Origin of the sequence: Streptomyces sp. NBC_01750 (assembly GCF_035918095.1) — a bacterium.
Lineage (GTDB): Bacteria > Actinomycetota > Actinomycetes > Streptomycetales > Streptomycetaceae > Streptomyces.
The window spans coordinates 7957254-7977682 of the sequence record NZ_CP109137.1 but is presented as its reverse complement, the minus strand read 5'-3'; the positions used below and the strand labels follow the sequence as shown (position 1 = coordinate 7977682).

Genomic DNA, 20429 nt, shown 5'->3' with positions numbered 1-20429 from the left:
TGAGCGATCGGGGGGGAACTGCGCGTCAGCAACGGCCAGCCGGCCCGTTTTCGTCCGGGCCGCTTCAGGCCCAGCCCCCTCGTCTGCTCCCGCTTGCGTACCGATGCCGGAGGCGAGCAGCCCCGCGAAGGTGATCTTGCTCGCCAGCATCTCAAGACGACCACACAGTACGCACCGGCACGCCCCCAGAACGGGCACACGAGACGAGGGCGCGGTCCGTCCACCGCGTGTCCACTACGGGTCCACGCGCGCCCTTCCGCGGGCCCCATGGGTATCTCGTTGAAGGCATCTGTGCAGGCTGTGACCTGGAGCGCCGAGGGTTTTGAAGAGGCGCGCAGCGGAGTGCCTTACCGATGAAAAGGGCCCCGCCCTCTTCGCCCGAGGGTGGAGCCGCGCGGCCTCTTCGCAAGTCAGCCGTCTGTTCACAGCGTAGTGCGTCGGCGCTCTGTACGGGGTGCCTCAGGCCGCCTCCGGCATGCGGGGTCCAGCGGTAGAAGTGCGGCGTGGCCGTACCGAGTTGCTGCTTCAGCGGCTCGACTGCGAGGTCGAGCGCCGCCTGGCGGCCGACGCGACCGGTTCACCGCGGGTGTTCTCGTCCACGCCTGGTTTGGGTCAGCGGCCGAAGGGGCCCTGTTCGTCGGGGCGGGTGGCGCCGAGCACGGGCGCGTTGCCCTTGGCGCGGTGATAGCCGTAGTTCACGTCGTGCTGCTTTGAGCTCGGTGGAGGTGCGAGAGGAGCGCAGTTCAGGGAGGGGATGTGGTCGTAGAGGGTGCAGGTGCTGACGCCGAGCAGGCGCGCGAGGAACTCGATGCTGTTGCTCGGGGTTGGGCAACATGTCGCGGGCGGCCAGGCCTCCCTGGTGCCGGCGACGATGAGTTTCCGCCAGGGCTATCGGATGGGGTGGCGACCGGAGGACCGGGACCATCGCACGGCGATGAAGGCCAGATCGGCCCCGAGGAGCACGATGCCGATGATCAGCAGGTAGCCCAGCCCCTCTGCCACCGCGCCGATGATACCCACCACGACGGCCGCCATGGCGAGGAGCAGGAAGAGAGTCATGACGCAGACGCCTCCTTCGGAAGTGGTGAGCCTGCGCGTCAGCGGGCCGGTCGTCGGTGTGAGTGCAATGCCGAGCGAACAGCGAGGTACGCCATACCGGCCACGAGGAGCTGCGCCGATGGAGAACAGATAGAGCATGCCCTCGACGGCCACGCCGATGATGCCCAGCACGATCGCCACGACGAGGGCGACAAGGAACAGCACCGTGACGCGGATGCCTCCTTTGTAGGAGCGGGCGCTCAGCGCCGGGCGAGTTGGCGCTCGCCGCCGGTGCCCGGCTGGTAGGTCAGGCCGTAGTGCTTGAAGATCGGTTCCTCTTCCTCGGCCGGCAGGACGTCGTCCGTGCCGATCGAGGGGCACTCCTTCACCAGCGCCTTGTCGTAGGTGACCTTGACGTAGCCGGGTCCGACAGTCGCGCCGTCCAGCGGTACGAAGACCAGGCGGTGACGCGTGGGCAGACCGGTCTGGACGGTCGCCATGGCCGGCTCGTCGGTGCTGGTGTCCACATAGATCGCTTCCAGCATGCCGATCTTGTGTCCGTCGCGGTCAATGACATCGTGGCCGCGCCACTCGCGGATATCGCCCACGTGGATCATCCTGGATCCCTCCCGGAGGCCCGACCGCTCGGGGCGTGCTCGCCGACCGGTGGTCGCGCCTCGCCCCGGGCCTGTGACCTCAGCACTTCTCAGTGTGCCCCCATCCGCTACCCGAAACCAGCGCACCCTGTGACTGCTCCTGGGCGCCGCACCGGTCCAGCCGGTGCAGTCGGCGCCGGGCAGACCGGGATGGGCTTCCCTGCGCTCCCGACCATCGGATTGACCTCTGCGCAGCCTCCCCAGCCAAGTGGAGAGCCCCAGGGCGACGGGGAAGAAAGCGACCCTCTGTGCGGCACGAGCTCCTCGGAGCGGAACAGGTCATGGCATCCGGGGGCTGGGGACTCTCCGGCCGGCGTAGTCCTGCGTGTACGCCGCAAGACAGCCCTGCCGGGCGTCAGATGGCCGCCTGACGCCTGTTCAGGGAGTGCTTCGGCGACTAGCGTCCGTGGTGCGGCCCGGGCCCCCGGCAGCGTCGAGAAGTTACCGCGCTCCCTCGTGGGCGCACCTTGCGCATCGATGCCGGAACCTGCCTCGTCACGAGCGTGGCCGTCCCGCAGTCGCCGTCGCTACGCGATCCCGGCGCAGCCTCGATGCGCCACCGTGCGGGCCGCTTCCGCTGCCCGCCGCGTCGCACGTATCCGACAACTGGCGGTACACATGTACGCGCTGATCGTTCCGGTTTCGGTCCCCTTCGTCCTGCTCGCCACCGTGATGGGCCTGGCCTGGTGGGAGGATCACGTCCTGCCACCGGCTGAGCCGCCCGAAGCCGGCCCCGAGGCCCCATCCACCCAGGCAGCCCCGGCTCTCGCCCAGAACTCCCCAGTGTCGACAGTACGTTGACAGGGGACGTCGCCCGGCGTTGACTGACAACGACGGCGTAGGGCTGTGGTGCTCCGGATTTCCCGGGCAAAGCCTTCACCTTCGCTTCGCCCAGCCCCCGCGGAACGCAGGACATGTCCCTGTGACCGCGTGGAGGCGCAGCCATGCTGCTCTGGATACTTCTCCTTCTGCTGATCCTGGCTCTGTTCGGGTTCGGCTTCACCATGCAGATCCTCTGGTACGTCGCGGTAGTACTGCTGGTCGTCTGGATCGCCGGGTTCGCCATGCGCGGCCGCGGTCGCAGTCGCGGCGGGCGCCGATACGGCCGAAGCCGCGGGTAATCCGTACCAGGCCGCAGCCCCACCCGCGGGAATGGCGAGTTGTACGGCAATCCCGCGTCGGGAGCCCCACCCCATAGGCGAGCAGAGGACAGTCATGAGCTTTGAACAGAAGATCAGGAACAAGGCACAGGAACTCAAGGGCCGGATCACCGAGTCCTTTGGCCGAGCCACCCGCAACCCGCGGCTGAAGAGGCAAGGGAAGACCGACCGAGTCGTCGGCAATCTGAAGCAGTCCGGCGGGAAGGCCAAGGGCGCGTTCAGGCGCTGACCACCACCGCCCCGGGTGGTGTTCACGTCGCGTGAACATCACCCGGCAGGCAACGATGCGGGGCACGAGCCGACAGGGGTTGATGGGAATGAAGCAGAGCGAATTACGACACGAGAGCCAGAGAGGGCAGCCATGTTCATGGCTGTGATCATTGCCGTGGCCGTCGTTGTCGTGGCGGCCGCCCTCTTCGCCGGACTCGGCCGGGACGGTGGCGGCCGCGGGTTGAAGCGGCGCTTCGGCCCCGAGTACGACCGTGCCGTCGCCCTCCACGACGGCGACACCAGGGCGGCAGAGCGGGAACTCGACGAGCGAGTGAAGCGGCACGGTTCCCTCAAGGAGCAGCCGCTGCCGCCCGAGACCCGCGAGCAGTACGTGGCCCAGTGGGCCGGAATCCAGGAGCAGTTCGTGGACTCGCCGCAGAAGGCGGTCATCGAGGCCGACGCACTGCTGGCGCGGCTGGCGAAGGACCGGGGCTTCCCCGACGGCGAGCAGTTCGAGGAGCAGGCGGCCGCGATCTCGGTGCACCACGCCGACCATGTCGAGGGCTACCTCAGGGTGCACACGGCGGTCCGTGGCCAGGGCGGCACGGAAGAGATGCGGGAGGCCATGGTCGAGGCCCGAGGCCTCTTCGACGCACTGATCACAGAACAGCCGGCGGACTGGGGCGGACGCCGTCGGAAGTCCCGTGCCGACCGCGGCCACACGCCGTGGACGCTCAGCCGCCACCACACGAAGGGCAGTGACACCCGATGACGTACAACGCAGAACACGCAAAACCGCCCCAGGTCAAGAGCCCGGTTCCCGCTGCGCAGAGCGCCCCGCGCGCACCTCGCACCGAACCGGACCAGCAACGACGCGAGCCGGTCATCAGCGCCGACGGCCCCGTCCGCACCTCGGGCCCGGAGCCGCAGTTGCTCCCCCAGGGGGAACGGGACAAGCTGGCCATGCGCCTCCAGCAGGCCCTCAACAACTTCGTCGACAGCCCGCGCCAGGCGGTGGTGGAGGCAGACAGCGCATTCGACGAAGTCACCACCCACCTCACGAACACACTCGCCGAACGGCGGCGCGCCCTCCGAGCGAGCTGGCAGAGCCAGGACACCGAAGCAAAGACAGAGGACCTGCGGCTCGCACTGCGGCAGTACCGGGAGATCACCGAGCGGCTGCTGCGTATGTGAGTGGCAGGCCATGCAGGTTGGAGCGGGAGGCCGTCTGCGCTGAAGTTGGAGGCAGTTGTTGGCCTTCGAGCCCGGCGTCAGCGCCAGACGGCACAATTCCCTCCCGCCTCGGGCAATGCGGCCGGAGGCGGCACTGCTCACGCCCGTTCCCTTGCAATGAAGGGTCCACTATCCCTGTCCTGGTGGGAGGACCATGTCTCCTGCCACCGGCCGGGGCGGGCCTGGCCTTCACCGAAGGTGCTTCTCACACCAGCGGCCTCGGCTCAAGCCCCAGAACTCCCGGTCCTACTGGTCCGTTGACAGGAGACGTTGTCCGGCGTTGGCCGACGACGATGGTGCAGGGCTATGACGCTTCGGGTTCTCCGGGCGAAGTCCTCCACCATCCGCTTCGCCGGGACCCGCGGAACGCAAGAAATCTTCCGCGGCCTAGCCTGCCGCTGCGCCGAGCGGTCGGCGGTGTGCGGCCCCCCGCAGGCGGGCATCGCGCATACGCTCGTCGTCAACGAATGCTCGGCCTTCAACAGGGAAGACGACCGATAGCGGCGCAGCCACCGGAATCACGTGTGGTTCGCCGTCCATTGGCAGGAGAAGTCAGTTGCTGGCATTCGCGGCGGCCGTGCTCTTCGTCATCGCCTTCGTCATTCACGTCACCGAGACGGTGACCGAGGCGATCTTCAGCCCGACGAGTCTGATGCTGGTCGGGCTTGCCCTCCTCGCTGTGCACTCGGGCGGCGTGGGGTCCGGATGGTCCCCCAGGGGTCGCGGACGCCGGCGCTGAGCGAGGCGACGGCTTGGACCCGTCGTCGGCGGCCACAGCTCCGCTGGGGTGCCGACCGGGCGCGCCCCCGTCGGAGCGTGGCGCCAGTACACCCGGCTCTCGGTGGTCTCTTCCGCGTGCCGTCCGGCAAGTGAACGCCGTTGAGGGAGGTGTTGACCTCGACGACTTCGCGACCCGTTTCGGTTCACCGCTGCGATCACATTCCCGCGGATATGTGCACGCGTTGCCGCCTCCAGGGCAGAGTCCAGTCCCTGAGAACACGGGCTCTCGGCCGTCCACGGACCCGGGCTGAGGACTATGCTGCTGTGTGGACGTCCCAGACCCCGGCGGCATGTTGTTGCTCAACACGGATGGCTGCGGGGAGCGGATCTTTCGTCCGGTCGCCCGGTGCGTCCCCCTGGAGGGAACTGAGCGGGTCCCATGTCCTGATGCACAGGCTGTTGGACCGTCATTCGCCCGCCTCCGCCGAAAGTATGTCCCCACCGGGAGCGCGTCACGAGGGGCCGGAAGTCCGGCACCGCCGCATCCGCTGCCCGGATGGTCTCCTGAACCGAGGCGTCATGCCCATTCCACAGCTGAAGGTCTACCGGCACGACAGAGAGAGCCGGGCGTTGCTCACCCTGGCCGGTGAGATCGACCTCGACACGGCCCCGCTGGTGCGCGAATCGCTGGAGCACTGCCTGCGCGACGGCATCCGCACCATCGACATCGACCTCACCCCTGTCACCTTCTGCGGCTGCAGCGGCCTCAACACTTTCCTCCACGCGTCACAACAGACCACCGCAGCCGGTGGATCACTCCAACTGCACTACCCGCGGCCGCTGGTGACTCGCCTCATCGAACTCACCGACTCCGGCTTCCTGCTCCGCGGCCCCCCGTTCGGACACCTGCCCACTCCTCTCCAGGACGGACTCGTCCCGACCCCTCCAGCCTCGCCGCATCGGCCTGCTCCGACCGTGCCTGCCCTCTCGGGCGGTGTGCTGTCATGACCTGGTCCCGGCACAGGCAGCCGCGGAAACCCGGCGACCGTGAGTCGTCTTCCATGGATGCGGTGCGGCTGCGCCGGGTGAACCGCTGGCAGGCCGAGGAGCTGTGTGAGGATCTGGCGGATCTGTACCTGGAGTCCTCGGACCTGTCGCCGAGCGAGGGACACCGCAACCGCAGCCGGGAAGAGTTCCTGCACCACCTCAGTGGCGACATTCGGCGGCCTGGGTTCGCCATGGCCATCGCGGAGTCAACTGCCTTGGTGGGATGCGCATTCGGATTCCCCGTGCGGAGCGACAGCTTCTGGTGGCTCGGGTTCGACGGGGCACTTCCGCCCAGCATCGAGCAACTCACCGAGTCCGACAATGTCTTCGCGATTACCAAGATCCTGGTCGCTCCGCACGACGAGGACGATGACATCGCCCGCCCACTGCAGCAACGGCTGCTCACCGACCACCAGGCGTCGCTCGGCGCCACCCTGGTCGATGAGGCCGACCATCCGTCCCTCGCTGCCTTCCGGTCCTGGGGCTGGCGGGACATCGGAGAGGTGCGGAAGCCGCCCGGCCCCACCATGTTCCGTGCCTTGGTTCTTCCCCTTGGGGAGCGAACGGCCCTGAGACTGGACGGGCTTGCCCGCCATGCCTGGACTGGGTGGCCCGGGTGATGCCTCAAAGCCGGTCGGCCCGGATCCAGACGCTGGTCGCCGAGCAGACAGCCCGACGGGGCTCCCGGGTCGGCGTGGTGGACGTGTGTACCGCGGCCGTGGCCGCGCTGCCGGTCGGCGGGGCCGGGGTGTCCGCGATGTCCCGGACCGCAGCCAGCCATCCGCTGTGCAGCACCGACGACATCAGCGAGCAACTGGAAGAGCTGCAACTCACCCTGGGCGAGGGGCCCTGCGTGGATGCCTTCACGCACAGCTCCGCCGTCCTGACGTCAGATCTGCGGACCGGTGAACTGCAAGACCGCTGGCCCGTGTTCGCCGATGCCGCCTTGGAAGCCGGAGCACTGGCCGTCTTCGCGCTCCCCCTGCAAATAGGGGCGATCAGTCCTGGAGTTCTGGACCTGTACTCCCGGGTGCCGGTTCAGTTGGACGCGGAGGAACTGGCCGACGCGTTGGCCTTCGCCGATATCGCGACTCTGGTCCTGCTCGATACGCAGATCGACGAGACTGGCGCGCCGACCGGCGGAATGCTGCTGGACGGGCGCTTCGAGGACCTAGGCAGCTACCGGGCCGAGATCGACCAGGCCACCGGCATACTCACGGTCCAACTCGGCGTCGGCATCGACGAAGCCTTCGTCCGGCTCCGCGCCCATGCCTATGCCCAAGGGCGCCGGGTCGCCGATGTGGCCGCCGACGTGGTCGCCCGCCGGCTCAGCTTCTCCCCGAACACGGATCCAGATCAAGACAATGACGATGCCTGACACCCCCGCACGGGCCGATGGATGCACTGCTCTGCATTTCCCGCCCCATTCCGGCGGGACCAGTCTCAACAGAGGGTGTACACGATGAATGAGCAGCTCCTCGCCAAGACTTTCGTCGAGCTGGCCGACAACCTGGTCGCCGACTTCGACCTGATCGACTTCCTGCGCCTGCTGACCGACCGCTGCGTCGGCATGCTCGGCGCCAGCGCGGCCGGCGTGCTGCTCGCGGACCGGGACGGCGAACTCCGCGTCATGGCCGCCTCCAGCGAACAAGTACGCCTGCTCGAGCTCTTCCAGCTCCAGAACGACGAAGGCCCCTGCCTGGAATGCTTCCACACCGGCGCACCGGTGATCGTCCCCGACCTGAGCACGCAGGCCGACCGCTGGCCGCGCTTCGTCGCGCAGGCCCAGCACAGCGGGTTCGCGGCAGTCCAAGCCGTGCCGATGCGTCTGCGGGACGAAGTCGTCGGCGCCCTCAACCTCTTCCGCACCCACCCCGGCCCCTTCGACCCGGTCGGCACACCCATCGCACAGGCCCTGGCCGACGTCGCCACCATCAGCCTCCTGCAACAACGCTCCACCCACCGCAGCAATGTCTTGAACGAGCAGCTGCAGACCGCGCTGAACAGCCGTGTGCTGATCGAACAGGCCAAAGGCAAACTCGCCGAACGCCAGGGCATCGACATGGAACAGGCCTTCACCGCACTGCGCGGCTACGCCCGCTCACACAACCGCCGCCTGTCCGACCTGGCCCGCGCCTTCATCGACGGCACAGAACCGCTCACCGGCCTGAGCACCTGACCTTGCCCGCCGGGCTCCACGCCGGCCGCTACGCCCCCGATCTGCTCGCCGATCGCTCCATGCAGGCGCTCACCCGGGCATTCCCCGCGCTGTGGAGAAGATCGCCGCCGCTGCCGCGAGACGCAGCTTCTCCAGCGTGTCGATCTGGCCCCGCGCCCGGGCCAGCAGCTCTTGAAGCTGGGACTCATCCAGACGGGGTTCCCCCGCGGCCACGACGAGCAGCGTGCGCCAGATCAGGGTCTTCCCCTCGACTCCCAGCCGCAGGGTCTCGAGCTCGATGAACGTGCTCAGCCCGGAGCGCCGGTACAGGACGCCGTTTGGTTTCAGGCGCCCCAGCCTCTCAGCCGCCCAGCCACCGTAGACCTTGTAGCGGCGTGCGGGGACGCCGAGTGCGCCCATGAGTTCGATCAGGGTCTGCCGGTCCTGGGCGATCTCGTCGGAGATGCGCTCCAGGTCGGCGCTGCGCGCCGAGTGGCGGTGCTGGTGGGCGATGCGCTGCGCGAGCCCGATGCCGAAGGTGGCACCGGCCAGGTGGTCATTCAGGTAGATCCCGAGCTTGTCACGATGCATCCTGAGCCCCTCGTCAGATGGGGTGCGTGCCGCCGGCCTCGCTCGATGTTCGCAGATCTGTGCGGGTCCTTGTGTCCCCTCCATGTCCCCTGGCCGTCCCCAAGGGGGCAACGCGTGAGGCACCGGGCTTACGTCGCCCCAGCTCGCCGAAGCGGATCGGACCTGCGCGCAGCGGATTTCCCTTCCAACGCGCAGAGGCCCGCTCCCCGGGCCGGGGCAGCTTTCTGACCGTTGCCGCCGACCAATACGCCTGGCAGCGGGATAGCTGGCAAGGCCCAACTACGGGCCGAAAAGGGCACCATCCAGGCCAGCGAACCCAGCCCTCCCAGAGCCCCGTCCCTTGGGTTCCGGTGGTCGTCTAACAAGTTCGTACCTGACTCGGCTACTGGTGGCCTGCTGTGCCGCCGACGCCCAGTCCTTGACGATCAGGATGCACGGTGACTGGCGCCGCCCGCCGACACATGGGTCAAGATCACCTGGCGTATGGCATCCGGGCGGCGCCCTGGGACCTCCTCGGCTGCGCTCGCCCTCGATGTGGCGACCGTCAAGAAAATCCCGCTGCCGCTCAGCCCCTACCTGGACGGCGCCCCTACCGGAGACTGAGACCCGTGATGCGCCAGGCCCAGATGCGGGTCGGGGGCACCTGGCACCGGCGCCGGGTCGGCGTGGACCAGGGCTGCTGTCAGTTTCGGTACTGCGTGCATGAGGGCGTGCTCAGCGTCGACGGCCACCTGGTGCGCCTCGTGGACGGTCAGCTCCCCGTCCACGACGACCGCGACCTCGGCGCGCAAGCGGTGGCCGATCCAGCGCAGCCGCAGTTCGCTGACCGCCCGTACGCCCGGCAGCTCTTCCAACGCATACTCGGCGGCATCGACGAGGGCCGGGTCGACCGCATCCATGATCCGGCGGAAGACCTCCCGGCACGCGTCGCGCAGGACGAGGAGTATCGCGGCAGTGATAGCCAACCCCACGATCGGGTCGGCGAGCTGCCAACCGATTGCCGCACCGCCCGCTCCCAACAGCACGGCGAGTGAGGTGAATCCGTCAGTACGGGCATGCAGCCCGTCGGCGACCAGTGCGGCCGAGCCGATGTCGCGGCCGACGCGGATGCGGTAGCGGGCGACCCACTCATTGCCGAGGAAACCGATGACAGCCGCGGCCGCCACCACGGGCAGGTAGCTGATTTCCTGGGGGTTCAGCAGCCGGTCGATCGCGGTCCAGGCGGCGAAGGCGGCGGAGGCTGCGATGGTCAGCACGATGACGATGCCGGCCAGGTCCTCGGCCCGCCCGTAACCGTAGGTGAAGCGCCGGTTGGCAGCGCGGCGGCCGAGTACGAAGGCGACGCCGAGCGGCAGCGCGGTCAGGGCGTCGGCGGCGTTGTGGACGGTGTCGCCCAGCAGTGCCACCGAACTGGACAGCACTACGACGACGGCCTGCGCGACCGCCGTGACGCCGAGCACGACCAGCGATGTCCACAGTGCCCGCATGCCCTTCGTGGAAGACTCCAGCGCGCTGTCGATCTTGTCGGCGGACTCGTGCGAGTGCGGTTTCAACAGATGCCCGGTCTGGTGCCGCCACCGCGCCAGGCGGCTGTCGCCATGGCCATGGGCATCCTGATGTCCGTGGTCGTGGTGGTGGGTGTGTCCGGCCTGGTGGCTCACGAATCTGGCCTTCCGACGGGGACAGGAGGTGGACATGGGGACGTGCCTCCGCTCATTATGTGCGTATGAGCGCACGCATGCACCTATCACCTGCGCACGGTTCGCATCCGCAAGATCCGGGCGCCGAGCAGTTCGCCCGCGCCGCCGAGGTCCTGGGCCTGCTCGCCGACCGCACGCGCCTGGTGCTGCTGCACACTCTCGGCAAAGGCGAGGCGGACGTCACCACGCTGACGGCCGCCTGCGGCGCCGCCCGCCCGGCGGTCAGCCAGCACCTGGCCAAGTTGCGCCTCGCGGGCCTGGTCGATGCCCGCAAGGACGGCCGCCGTGTCGTGTACGCGCTGACCGACGGCCACCTTGCCCGCCTGGTCGGCGAAGCACTCAGCCACGCCGACCACGATCTGTCGGGCACCCCGCACCACGACTGACCGGGGAGCGTGCCCTACCGGGACCTGTTCCGCGCCAGCCACCGCCGTCCCGCCAGAGCAGCGGCGAGATGTGCCACAAGACCAACGGCGACCATCGCCAGCCCGACCTGCGTGCTGATCCACAGGTGCACCGCGACACCCGCGACCAGCAACAGCGCGAAGGCAATCCGCAGAGTGCGGTTCATGTGCAGCATCCGGTTCACCGCACGATTTCCGGCCGGTTGGCCTGTACATAGCGCAGGTGCGGCCTCACATCGCCGCGCGCCCGCACCTCGAACCCGGCGTCGGCGGCGAGTCCGTCGAGGAGATCCACCGGGTTGTTCTCCATCGCCGGGCCGGTCAGCGCGCCGATCAGGTGGCGGCCCAGCCGACTGCGCGGCGGCCGGAAATCGGCGAGCAGCAGTCGCCCCCCGGGGCGCAGCACCCGGAACATCTCGCGCAGCGCGGCGGGCCGCACGTCGGCCGGGATGTGATGGATCGCCAGGCTGGTGACCACCACGTCGAAGGAGGCGTCCGGCATCTCGAGCGCCTCGGCAACCCCGGTCTCGTACGTGCAGGCGGCGCCGGCTTTGCTCCGCGCGTAGCCGATGACGGTGGGCGAGGGATCGATGCCCACCGCGCTGCCGCCGGGTGCCACCGCCGCGGCGGCCAGCCGGGTCAGGTAGCCGGTGCCGCATCCCACGTCGAGCACCTTGTCCCCGGGGCGGGCACCACTGAGTTCGACCAGGCGGGAGAACGCGCGGTGCCGCCGCCCGCCGAAGAAGACCGCCGTGAACACCTCGTAGGCGCGAGCCGGGCCGATCGTCTCTCCCCGTGTGGTGGTCTGCGGATCGCCGTGCAGGAGTCGTCCGAGGGCCATCACCCCTCCTTAACTTAGTCGGGACTAAGAACGCCGCCAGCTTAGTCATGACTAAGTTAAGGACGCAAGGGCGTTACGATTCCCCCGTGACCGACTCACGATCCACCACCCGGAAAGGTGCGCCGCGCGTCCGACTCCCCTCCGCACAGCGCAGGGAGTCGATCCTGACCGCAGCCACCGAGGTGTTCGCCGAATCCGGGTATCGGCGCGGCAAGGTCTCCGAGGTCGCCGCCCGGCTCGGGGTGAGCGAACCGGTGGTCTTTCAGAACTTCGGCTCGAAGGCGGCACTGTTCGCCGCCGTCCTGGACCGGGCCGTCGCCCGGGTCCGCGATGCCCTCAACGCGGCCCTCGACCAAGGCTCATCGGTGTCCGAACTCCTGGCGGGCTTCCTGGCCCCGGACCACATGGACCGCTTCCACACGCCAGGATCGCTTGGCTTCCTCTTCGCCGACGCCTCCTCGCTCACCGCCGAGCCCGGCGTCGATGACGCAGCCCACCACGCACTCCAGCAGCTGGCGGAGGCTTTCGCGGACCTGCTCCGCAGCGGACAGCGCAACGGCGACATCCGCCCCGACCTCGACCCGGCAGCCGGCGCCTGGTGGCTCATGTCGATGCTGTCCGCACGCACCTTCCGCGCCGCGGTTATCCCCGACCGAGCCGCGCTGGAAGCCCGGCTCACGGCCATGACGCTCAACGCGCTGACCACACGGGAGCGGTCCGCCGAACCGTAGGCCGGGAGGCGGCGCTACGAGCTCCTCCGCCACCGTCCACCGCCCTCGGAAGCTCGGTCCGTGCGGAGTCCGCGTTTCCTGACCGGCGACGTCAGTTGCCGTGTGCCTGCCGGGAGACCGCGTCCACGAGGCTCGGAACGGTCTCCCCCAGGGCCATTCCCCGCAGCAAAATGCAGCGGCCAATTCAAAATGTGGATCACTGGCACCGGCGGGTACGGGCAGTGCCTCGGCTGGTGCCTGTACCCGGGCCGCCTTTATCTCGCGGGCACCAGGGTCCGTTTCCGGATCGGCAGCTTCAGGCAGCACGTGCAAGGACAGAACACAGATGGGCCCGGCGCTCCTGGAAGCCGCCACCGGCAATCTTGGTGACTACGGCACTTTTCTGACTTGGGCTCAGCCCGCTCGGCCGCCACCGACCGCGTCTGCTTCGTTTGCGGCTCCACTGAGCCTGTGGACACGAGGAAGCCTCAGCCGTCCAGGCCGGGCCCGCAGTGCCGAGGGCGGCCCCACAAGGTCGGCGTCGCCACCGTCACCGGACGCGACCGCGACGGCGGTACGAATCCAGGGTCGGGCCGGAGCACGAACGGCCGCGGATCCCACGACAGCCGGGCACAAGGGCCACACGTGGTGGCGGGTCATGTGCCTGACCGGGGTGGACTACTTCCCCACCCTCGGCTACCAGCCCGGCATCACCGCGCTCGCCGCCGGATTGCTCTCGCCCTCGGCCACCCTCGTCCCGTCATCGTTTCCGTGATGCGTGCAAGACGCTGCGGCTGTGGGACAGCCTCTGTCGACGCATGTCTGAATGCGGCCCACCAATACCTACACGCCATGCCGGACGGCAGCTGGGGACCGCCACAGCACGACAGCCGCCAGCCTTCGACGTTCTAGTAGGGTCGGGGACTGGCGCGGTGGCTGATGCTCCGTTTCCAGTCCCCGCCGCTTCAAACCGTGCATGCGGTTCTCCCGCACACGGCTTTCCGACATCGTTCACCGACTGGCATGCGCCGTCGCCCAGCGTACGTTTCCGGTGAGGCGGTAGACCCCGAGCCGGGTGATCCATCCGTAGGTGTAACGGGTGGCCCAGTTCCGACCCGCTCGGCCGTGTTTCCGGCTGGTGAAGATCGCCAGCCGTTCGTGGATGTAGCCGTCGATCACGTTGAACTTCCGTCCGGAGTTCCCGTTACGGAAGTACGCCGCCCAGCCCCGCAGGACCGGGTTCAGATCGGCGACCACGGCGGACACCGGCCGCTCGGTCTTCGAGATCGCGGTAGCCGTGCGGACTTTCTCCCGCAGCACTCGCATCGCTCTGACCGAGGGCCAGCGACGCAGGTAGAACCTGCCCCGCCACTTCCACGATTCCGCTTTCCGGTGGTGGAATCCGAGGAAATCGAAGCCCTGTCCGCCCCGCGTGAGACAGACAATGCCGGTCTTCTCCGGATGCAGGCGCATCCCGAGCCGTCCGAGCACTCTCGCCGCCAATTCCCGGGCCTGCTGGGCCCGATGCTCGGTCGGCGACAGAACCACGAAGTCGTCGCAGTACCTCACCAGCACTCCCAGCCGACGGCCCTCGACCTGCCACGCCTCATCGAGGACATGCAGGGCGATATTTGCCAGCAGTGGGGAAATCGGTGAGCCCTGCGGAGTTCCCGCCCCGGTCGGGGAGGTCACCCCGCCCTCCAGAACTCCCATCCTCAGCCAGGCCCGGATCACCTTCAGGAACGGCCGGTCCACCACATGTCGGGCCACCTGGGCCATCAACGCGTCGTGGTCGATCGTCCCGAAGCAGTCCCGGATATCGGCCTCGAAAACCCACTCCCGCCGTTGGTTCGCCGCGACGCGCACTGTTTCGCACGCGCCGATCGCGGACCGCTTGGGCCGGAATCCGTAGCTCGCCTCGGTGAACTGGGCCTCGAAGACCGGTTCCAGAACCAGTTTCGCGGCCGTCATCACCACCCGGTCCGCCACGGTGGGAATCGACAGGGGCCGAAACTCCCCCGGCCGCCCCGGCTTGGGAATCCGGACCCGCCGCAGCACCGACGGACGATACGTATACGTCCGCAGGCGCTCGGCCAGGTCCTGGAGGAACGCATCCACCCCCGAGACCGCCACTGCGTCGACGGTCACGCCATCAACGCCCGGGGCTCCTCGGTTCGCACACACACCGACCCACGCCCGCCGAAGAACGTCCATGCGGTGGACATGGCTATACAGGGCGTGAAACCGGCGTTCGGGTTCTTGCTTGGCACAGCGGTAAAGCGTCCGTTGCAAGGCTCGGACCTTGTCCAAAGGACGGCCACCCGGTCCTGCGGCGCCTTCCTCCCGGCGGATGGAACTAGCCGAAACGGCACTCATCCGGGTCCCTCCCTGTTCGCGAATCGCATCGATGAAGCAGGAGTCCTTCGCTCCCGACGGGTTGTGTTGTCCCGCCGATCACCACTACTACGACCCCCTCCGACTGCCTCTCGACAACCCGCCATTTCCCGGTTCTGCCGGTTATAGGCAGGCCACGCTTCCCGGGCCGCAAACCCGGGGCCGAGGAGGCCCTCTCCAGTTCCCAGGACGACCTTCCGACCATTCCACGCCCCTTACGCCGGGAGGTTCTTCGGCGACCGCTCCAGGCCCGAGATCGCCTTCCATGGCCTTCGCCAAACAAGCACAGGCTCGGCTCCTCCTTGGCCCGCCCGGGGGCGGGGGTTAAATGACGACGCTGCAGGCTTCACTTCATGTTGCGGACTGGTCGGTTGCACGCCCCCGAAGGGCGCTTGTCACTCCACTTCGACGCCACCATTTCGAGTGACGCCGGGAGTCAGCTACCGGGGACCCTGGCGTCTCCCCGAACCGGACTTACACCGGCTGGCTATCCTGAGCTTGACGTCCGGATACATCACCCACACCCCTTCTGAACTGTGATGACGCCCGGACTGCTGGACGTACGCTTGATCTTTAACGTCCGACGTCGAATGGTGCGTCGAACTTGATCACTCGGTTCGGTAACCGGCGTACGCGGAAGCGGCCTTCGTCTGAACATGTGCTCCGACCAAGGAACACACACGTCCAGCGCGAAGGCCGTGAAGATGAGTCTGCTGCATCGCGATGCCCGGCGAGAGCCGTTGGCGGAACTGTCATGCTTCCGGGGCGAGTTCTACTGCTGTCTCACCGCTCGTTCGGACGCGTTGTTCGAGCTGGCTGATGCTGTTCTGTGCGGCGACGGGCCGGTGAGGTCGCTGGCCGAGCTGTCGCTGGTGGGCGAACACCGTCGTGGCCATGGAGGGCTCTACGCGGCTGTGGCTCATGGACGGGTCGATACCGGCCGGCTGCGGCTGGCACTGGCCGCGGTGCCACTGCCGCGGGCTGCCGACGGCCGGCTGGTCCTGGCCGTCGACGTCACCTGCTGGCTTACGGCCCGACGCCCACCGCAGCGGATCTTGTGTCATACCTACGGCCGGGGCAAGGACCAGCATATCCCTGTCCCCGGCTGGCCGTACTCGATCCTCTGCGCGCTCGAGCCTGAACGCAGCTCGTGGACCGCACCCCTGGACGCGCTCCGTCTGACGCCCGGGGAAGACACCGCCACCGTCACCGCCCGGCAACTGCGCGATCTGCTTGAGCGACTGATCACAGCGGGACAGTGGCAGACGGGTGACCCGGACATCCTCATCATCGCGGACACCGGATACGACGCACCCCGCCTCGCGTTCCTGCTCAGGGACTTGCCGGTCCAGGTACTGGCCCGGATCCGCTCGGACCGCGTCCTACGTCGATCTGTCCCGCCCCGGCAGCCGCACACCATGGGCCGCCCGCCCCGGCACGGAGGCGAGTTCGTCCTCGGCCAGCCCGACACCTGGGGCACCCCGGACACCGAGACCGTCACAGACACGCGCCTCTATAGGACCGCGACCACCCGCTCCTGGGACCGGCTCCATCCCAGGCAACGGAGCTCGCTCCCGCTCACGGCGATCTTGGACGGCCAGCGATTCCTCGCGTCCACACAGCGTCCACACATCAAGGCAGCTGGAAGCCGAGGGGCCTCCGAATCAGCGGGGCCCGCGCCTTTGCCGCAGGTCACAGGCCTCACGAGTCACTACAGCCCCTCTGGCGCCAACACCCGAGCAGCGGATTTTCTCCGTTGAGGCAAAGTTCTCGACCCTGACCAGCGAGGAATCGTTTCCGCAGGTCAGAGCCGTTCATGGTGGGGCGGGTGGGACTCGAACCCACGGCCGACGGATTATGAGTCCTTTGGGGATCTTGGCGGCCCTTGTCGATCTACGTCGATCCACGACGTTTTTGCTGGTCAGAGCGGGCGAGCTGTGTCGGTGTTACTTCGCCTTTGTCAGTCTGTTCCTGTCCTTGTGTCCTGACCGCGTCCCGAATGCGTCCCGGTTGGACGGGCTCGACGGACACCAGAGCGATCACGCCAGGTCGGAAATGGGCCTCGAACCTACGCACAGCGGATTTCCCCTCAGTGACCCTGGTCGCTGGCCGAGACGTCTGCTCAGAGCCGCAGTTCAGACGGGATGGTTTTCGGCGGAGCTAGGTGTTCTGTCCAGGGAGGTTGGTGACAGCGATCACGGTCGGGTGATCTTGAACGAGTGAGGGCCTTCCGGGTTCGGTGTGGATTGCGACATCTCCACCGACCAGCAGAAGGCCCTCATGCCCCACCGTAATGCACCCCTGACCGAGACCGGCCGACTGCGCCTTGCCCGCTGCGTGGTTGATGACGGATGGACCCTGCGCCGGGCCGCCGAACGCTTCCAGGTCGCGCCGACCACGGCCCAGCGGTGGGCCGCTCGCTATCGCCAGGCAGGCAAGGACGGCATGAGCGACCGGTCCTCGCGGCCGCACCACAGCCCGCGCCGGACCCCAACCCGCACCGAACGCAGGATAATCAAGGTTCGCGTGATGCGCCGCTGGGGGCCTGCCCGCATCGCCTACCTGCTGGGGCTGAACCCGGCGACGGAACGCGACCGGCCCGGCGAGCTGGTGCACGTCGACATCAAGAAACTCGGCAATATCCCCGTCGGCGGCGGGCACCAGAAGATCGGCCGGCAAGCGGGCCGCAAGAACCGCTCCGGCGTCGGCTACAGCTACCTGCACAACGCCGTCGACGACCACTCCCGCCTCGCCTACAGCGAGATCCTGGCCGATGAGAAGAAGGAGACCGCCACCGCGTTCTGGCAGCGGGCTCACGCCTACTTCACCGCGGCCGGAGTCACCGTCCAGCGCGTCCTGACCGACAACGGCTCCTGCCACAAGTCACGCCTCTGGCGCGATGCCTCTCAAATGCATCCGGCTCACTCGATGTCGAGTACCTCGTACACGGGGCGGCGCGGTGTCTCGGAGCCGGAGGGGCCGTATCCGAGCCGGAGCACCATCTGTACGAAGCCCATCGCCGACTGCGGGTCCCGCACGGCCCAGCGAAGTTCCGGCCATTCGAGGGCGTTGGAGGTGAGCGAGGCGGACAGCCCATCGAGGGTGGCCTGGAGCAGGACGCGCTCCATTGCCTGGCCTGCCAGCAGCCAGTCCCTCGGCCGGTCATCGACGGTGCCCAGCAGGGCGAGCTGTGGAGCGTTCTCGAACACGGCGGCATCGCGACCGGGCACGGTGCGCCTGCCGGCGAAGTCACGCACTGGCGCCTTGCCGTCGCGCTTGCGTGGCCCGAAGGCGTACTCCGGGATCCCATCACTCGCCGCGTCTGCGACACCGGCGCCGACTCGGGTCCAGCGCCTCAGCTCTTCGGAAGCGGCGGGGTCCATGGCGTCGCGCCCCTCCGCGTCGTGGACCAGGTCCAGCAATGACTGTGCATACCACGCGTTGGGGAAGGTCAGCTGTGCCCCCTCCAGGAGGGCGGCGGCGCTCAGGGCATCCTTGATGGGCTGGGGTATCTCCTCATCCGCGAAGGGGTGGCGACTGGTGTGGCGCCGGCGGATCGCCGGGTACAGAGGGGCGAGGTCGTTCTCGTCAGTCGCTGGACTGGTCAGCCGTATAGTTGCGAGGAGTTGCGGGTCGGCGGGGTCGGGCAGGAGTTCGGTGGCCGGCTCCCAGCCCGCGTGAGCGGCGGCGACGCGCAGATTGAGCATGGCCGCGGCGCAGCCCAGGTGAAGGGCGCGTGTGGTGGGGTCAGCGCGCGGCATGGCGCGCTCCAGGTCCGAGCACACATGGAAGGTGTTGCTGGCGTGGAAGAAGCGGAACTTCCACGGCTGCGCATTGTGCATGGAAGGGGCGGCTGTGGCGTCTTTGACCAGAGCCGTCACGGTCTTCGTGTCGAGTGCATGTACTGACACCGGGCCTGCCTCCCTTCGGGAGCCGACCAGCCGTTCACGGCGAGTCGATTTCCGTCTCTTCCACTATTCCACGACGGTCCGGGCCCGCACGCAGGCGAGGAAGAGGGGCAGGACCGCTCATCCGAAGAGCTGGAAGAACGTGGGGAACGTGCCAAGGACCCCCAACCCGATGAGCACAAGGCCGATGACCAGGGCACGGACGGTCTCGAACGGTTTGCTGCGCAGAGCGACGTAAAGCACTGTCCAAGCCAGCAGCCAGACCAACACGGCCAGGCTGGTCTTGCCGGACAGGGGCCCGACCGAGTCGCTCCACTGCAGGGAGTCCGCCACGGAGGTGCTGGCCTCGGCAAGTGTGGTGAACACTCCTAGCGCGGTGGCGCCGATGCCGGCGGCGATGATCGCAGCCGAGATCGGGCCTTCCGGTTTTCCGGAAAGAGGGGAGTCCGCTTCCCCTGTTCCCTTGCCGGGGCTTGTCCCGCTCTCGCCTTCCATTCCCGCGCCTTCCCATAGGAGGAGTTATTGGACCGGTGCGACCTTGGTGATGAAGGCGCCGAACGCCCCGGCCACCGCGGCGATGGCGAAGGCGAGGACGAACAGGGCGATGGTCGTCCAACGGACCCGGTTGTGCCGGATCAGGCCGGGGCCGTAGTACCAGACGATGAACGCGACGGCAGTGGCCAGCATCGGGCTGATCCAGGCAATATGCTCTTTCCACTCCATGCCGAACTCGTGCCAGTCAGCGGTGGCGGGGTCGGCCAGTAGTTGTGACCGGGGGCTGGTCGGGGTCTTCTCGCGGTACCAGGGATAGACGATCCAGGTGCCGGTGATCACGGTGGCCCAGGCCGTCACCGCCATCGCGGTGACGCCGATCCTGACGCGCCGCATGCGCTCCACCACTCCCTCCCGCGTCATGAGCGCGGGTTTGAGGCTGTAGAGCTCGGCGAGCCCGCCGGAGAAGGAGAGCAGGAACGCGGCGCCGAGCAGCATGCCGTGGACGAGCGTCCACCATTCTCGGCCGGTGAAACTCATACCTTTCTCCTGTTCGTTGCTCGCCTGCAGGGAGCTGCGCAGTCGAGCGGAAGCCCGAGGTCACTTAGCCAGATGAACCAATCAGTTCACTATGAGTGAGCGTGACCTTCGTGCGCCTGCGGCCACGCGCACGGCATTAGCAGCAGGGCACCGACACCACCCAAGTGGGCCACCTTTATGCGGCGAATGGAGAGGGTGAATGGCGCCGGGGGATCTGGGCCGCGCTGTGCACGCTGGCCGGGTTGGTTGTGCATCAGAAATCGCTGCTGGGCGGGCTCGGTGGGGGGTGCCTCTATGTCTTTGGTCAAGCCTGAGCTGGTCATGCGGCGGCTGTTTCGTGGGTGCGGGATTCGTAGAAGGTTCCGTCGCGGAGCATTGCGAACAGGACGCTGATGCGGTGGCGTGCGAGGCGGAGGAGGGCTTGGGTGTGGGTAGCTGCGGGAGGCGGGATCGTGCAGGGCGGCGAACGCGGAGAGGAACATCGCGCGTTTCAGCTGCCGGTTCCCGCTTCTGGGGGCGTGTTCGCCCTGGATCGAGGTCCCGGACGACTTCGTGGCCGGTGCGAGGCCCGCGTAGGAGGCGAGATGGGCGGCGCTCGGGAACGAGGTGCCGTCGCCGACCGTCCCT

The 20429-nt window shown here is 68.0% G+C and carries 21 protein-coding genes and 4 pseudogenes; 14 read left to right on the top strand and 11 right to left on the bottom strand.

The features are described from left to right. Window positions 1-888: 888 nt before the first annotated feature. Both OG966_RS36125 and OG966_RS36120 read right to left on the bottom strand, forming a co-directional pair. On the bottom strand, window positions 889-1263 hold the full coding sequence (locus OG966_RS36125; protein WP_326654283.1) for a hypothetical protein: 375 nt from the start codon (window positions 1261-1263) through the stop codon (window positions 889-891). A gap of 35 nt (window positions 1264-1298) precedes the next feature. Continuing rightward, window positions 1299-1655, bottom strand: a complete 357-nt coding sequence (locus tag OG966_RS36120) for a PRC-barrel domain-containing protein (protein WP_326654282.1) — start codon at window positions 1653-1655, stop codon at window positions 1299-1301. A gap of 983 nt (window positions 1656-2638) precedes the next feature. Between OG966_RS36120 and OG966_RS36115 the strand changes: the two genes are divergently transcribed. From OG966_RS36115 to OG966_RS36075, 9 genes are all read left to right on the top strand, one after another. Further along, window positions 2639-2815 (top strand): hydrophobic protein, encoded by a 177-nt coding sequence (locus tag OG966_RS36115; RefSeq protein ID WP_326654281.1) that lies wholly within the window; start codon window positions 2639-2641, stop codon window positions 2813-2815. Between the two features lie 94 nt (window positions 2816-2909). After that, window positions 2910-3083 carry a CsbD family protein gene (locus tag OG966_RS36110; RefSeq protein WP_326654280.1) on the top strand — a complete coding sequence of 58 codons (174 nt, stop codon included), beginning with the start codon at window positions 2910-2912 and terminating at the stop codon, window positions 3081-3083. A gap of 132 nt (window positions 3084-3215) precedes the next feature. Next, the gene (locus OG966_RS36105; RefSeq protein ID WP_326654279.1) at window positions 3216-3836 is read left to right on the top strand and encodes a hypothetical protein; all 621 of its coding nucleotides are present in this window, start codon (window positions 3216-3218) and stop codon (window positions 3834-3836) included. Continuing rightward, complete coding sequence (locus OG966_RS36100) at window positions 3833-4258, top strand: hypothetical protein (RefSeq protein WP_326654278.1); 426 nt, start codon at window positions 3833-3835, stop codon at window positions 4256-4258. The genes OG966_RS36105 and OG966_RS36100 overlap by 4 nt, the downstream gene beginning before the upstream one ends. A 595-nt stretch (window positions 4259-4853) precedes the next feature. Then, window positions 4854-5036, top strand: a complete 183-nt coding sequence (locus OG966_RS36095) for a hypothetical protein (RefSeq protein ID WP_326654277.1) — start codon at window positions 4854-4856, stop codon at window positions 5034-5036. 560 nt (window positions 5037-5596) lie between these two features. Further along, window positions 5597-6025: an STAS domain-containing protein gene (locus OG966_RS36090; protein ID WP_326654275.1), complete on the top strand. Its 429-nt coding sequence runs from the start codon at window positions 5597-5599 to the stop codon at window positions 6023-6025. Further along, window positions 6022-6684 carry a hypothetical protein gene (locus OG966_RS36085; RefSeq protein ID WP_326654274.1) on the top strand — a complete coding sequence of 221 codons (663 nt, stop codon included), beginning with the start codon at window positions 6022-6024 and terminating at the stop codon, window positions 6682-6684. The genes OG966_RS36090 and OG966_RS36085 overlap by 4 nt, the downstream gene beginning before the upstream one ends. 98 nt (window positions 6685-6782) lie before the next feature. Beyond that, complete coding sequence (locus OG966_RS36080; RefSeq protein ID WP_326654273.1) at window positions 6783-7442, top strand: GAF and ANTAR domain-containing protein; 660 nt, start codon at window positions 6783-6785, stop codon at window positions 7440-7442. A gap of 84 nt (window positions 7443-7526) precedes the next feature. Then, window positions 7527-8243 carry a GAF and ANTAR domain-containing protein gene (locus OG966_RS36075; RefSeq protein ID WP_326654272.1) on the top strand — a complete coding sequence of 239 codons (717 nt, stop codon included), beginning with the start codon at window positions 7527-7529 and terminating at the stop codon, window positions 8241-8243. 69 nt (window positions 8244-8312) lie between these two features. Here the strand turns inward: OG966_RS36075 and OG966_RS36070 are convergent, their stop codons facing one another. Next, window positions 8313-8813, bottom strand: a complete 501-nt coding sequence (locus tag OG966_RS36070) for a hypothetical protein (RefSeq protein ID WP_326654271.1) — start codon at window positions 8811-8813, stop codon at window positions 8313-8315. 572 nt (window positions 8814-9385) lie between these two features. Next, window positions 9386-10474, bottom strand: coding sequence for a cation diffusion facilitator family transporter (locus tag OG966_RS36065; RefSeq protein ID WP_326654270.1), 1089 nt, complete (start codon window positions 10472-10474; stop codon window positions 9386-9388). A 65-nt stretch (window positions 10475-10539) separates the two neighbouring features. Here OG966_RS36065 and OG966_RS36060 point away from each other — a divergent pair, with 65 nt between their 5' ends. Beyond that, complete coding sequence (locus OG966_RS36060) at window positions 10540-10899, top strand: ArsR/SmtB family transcription factor (protein ID WP_326654269.1); 360 nt, start codon at window positions 10540-10542, stop codon at window positions 10897-10899. Between the two features lie 14 nt (window positions 10900-10913). Here OG966_RS36060 and OG966_RS36055 read toward each other — a convergent pair whose 3' ends face one another. After that, a complete protein-coding gene (locus OG966_RS36055) occupies window positions 10914-11084 on the bottom strand; it encodes a hypothetical protein (protein WP_175256291.1) in 171 nt (56 codons plus the stop codon). A gap of 14 nt (window positions 11085-11098) precedes the next feature. Continuing rightward, window positions 11099-11758: a class I SAM-dependent methyltransferase gene (locus OG966_RS36050; protein WP_326654268.1), complete on the bottom strand. Its 660-nt coding sequence runs from the start codon at window positions 11756-11758 to the stop codon at window positions 11099-11101. Between the two features lie 86 nt (window positions 11759-11844). Between OG966_RS36050 and OG966_RS36045 the strand changes: the two genes are divergently transcribed. Together OG966_RS36045 and OG966_RS41030 are read left to right on the top strand one after the other, a co-directional pair. Continuing rightward, on the top strand, window positions 11845-12489 hold the full coding sequence (locus OG966_RS36045; protein ID WP_326654267.1) for a TetR/AcrR family transcriptional regulator: 645 nt from the start codon (window positions 11845-11847) through the stop codon (window positions 12487-12489). A gap of 442 nt (window positions 12490-12931) precedes the next feature. Beyond that, a pseudogene (locus OG966_RS41030) lies at window positions 12932-13225 on the top strand (amino acid transporter); the annotation flags it as partial. Between the two features lie 254 nt (window positions 13226-13479). Here OG966_RS41030 and ltrA read toward each other — a convergent pair. Beyond that, on the bottom strand, window positions 13480-14682 hold the full coding sequence (ltrA, locus tag OG966_RS36040) for a group II intron reverse transcriptase/maturase (protein WP_326655351.1): 1203 nt from the start codon (window positions 14680-14682) through the stop codon (window positions 13480-13482). 884 nt (window positions 14683-15566) lie between these two features. Between ltrA and OG966_RS36035 the strand changes: the two are divergent. Then, window positions 15567-16468 (top strand): annotated as a pseudogene (locus OG966_RS36035) (transposase); the annotation flags it as partial. A 674-nt stretch (window positions 16469-17142) separates the two neighbouring features. Then, a pseudogene (locus OG966_RS36030) lies at window positions 17143-17766 on the top strand (leucine zipper domain-containing protein); the annotation flags it as partial. 17 nt (window positions 17767-17783) lie between these two features. Here OG966_RS36030 and OG966_RS36025 read toward each other — a convergent pair. The 4 genes and pseudogenes from OG966_RS36025 to OG966_RS36010 all read right to left on the bottom strand — a co-directional run. Beyond that, entirely contained in the window at window positions 17784-18773 is a 990-nt protein-coding gene (locus OG966_RS36025) for an Acg family FMN-binding oxidoreductase (RefSeq protein ID WP_326654266.1), read from the bottom strand. Window positions 18774-18890: 117 nt separating this feature from the next. Beyond that, window positions 18891-19265 (bottom strand): hypothetical protein, encoded by a 375-nt coding sequence (locus tag OG966_RS36020; RefSeq protein ID WP_326654265.1) that lies wholly within the window; start codon window positions 19263-19265, stop codon window positions 18891-18893. Window positions 19266-19289: 24 nt separating this feature from the next. After that, window positions 19290-19802: a hypothetical protein gene (locus tag OG966_RS36015; protein WP_326654264.1), complete on the bottom strand. Its 513-nt coding sequence runs from the start codon at window positions 19800-19802 to the stop codon at window positions 19290-19292. Window positions 19803-20121: 319 nt separating this feature from the next. After that, a pseudogene (locus tag OG966_RS36010) lies at window positions 20122-20425 on the bottom strand (transposase); the annotation flags it as partial. Between the last annotated feature and the right edge of the window lie 4 nt (window positions 20426-20429).